The organism is Mesorhizobium sp. CNPSo 4688, from assembly GCF_057784295.1.
Genome location: NZ_JBWLUY010000093.1, coordinates 1 through 651, shown reverse-complemented (window position 1 = coordinate 651; position 651 = coordinate 1). Strand labels below are relative to the sequence as shown.

Below are 651 nucleotides of genomic sequence, written 5' to 3'. Positions count from 1 at the left end.
GCCAGACCTGCCTGGTCCGGCGTTGGGGCCGGATTGGAACCACCGGCCGCACGATACAGCACTCCTTTGATACCGAGGGTGAAGCCGTCGCCCTTTTCCTCGAGCTGCTGCGCGCCAAGCGGATGCGTGGCTATCAGCCGCGATCCGCCTGACGCGCAGAAGCGATCCCGTCTGGTTGCCAGGCAGCTGCTAAGGCGACGGGGCCAGGCTTTGAAGAAAGTCGCTCGTGTAGCCGGCGCGGGCGCGATATCACAAGGCGAAAGTAAGTGATCTTGACACTGCCGCATACTCGCACTTTCTGGGACGCGCCAGCGCAGGCGAAAAGCAGGGCAATACCTGCCCCTGTGGCTTACGCTTTGCTTTGCGCCAACCGGCCGCCACCGCCCCTTCCTCGCTGCAGAACCAGCGCTCTCCCTTGCTGGTGGTGATGACGGTGCGATCGTAATACTCCTGGCCAGGCATGTGATAGATGTGCTCCCCGCGGGCACTGATGTTGCCCTTGATGTTGCAGGCACTGGGCGACGCTGCGAGCAGGGGAGCGATCGTCGATGGCGGTTCGTTGTCAGCGCGATGCTTGGCACGCCAATCCCAAGGCGCTTCAAACGTTCCTGCCCAGATGCCGACTTTTGCCGCCTTGGCCTTCTCCTGCAG

Annotated in this window: 2 protein-coding genes; one reads left to right on the top strand and one right to left on the bottom strand. The window is 62.8% G+C overall.

Annotated elements, in window-relative coordinates; genetic code table 11:
- Positions 1-11 precede the first annotated feature (11 nt).
- Positions 12-152, top strand: coding sequence for a WGR domain-containing protein (locus AC04SH_RS34930; RefSeq protein WP_488481879.1), 141 nt, complete (start codon positions 12-14; stop codon positions 150-152).
- 97 nt (positions 153-249) lie between these two features.
- Here AC04SH_RS34930 and AC04SH_RS34925 read toward each other — a convergent pair.
- The coding region (locus tag AC04SH_RS34925) for a sunset domain-containing protein (protein WP_488481878.1) at positions 250-651 on the bottom strand (402 nt) is incomplete at its 5' end.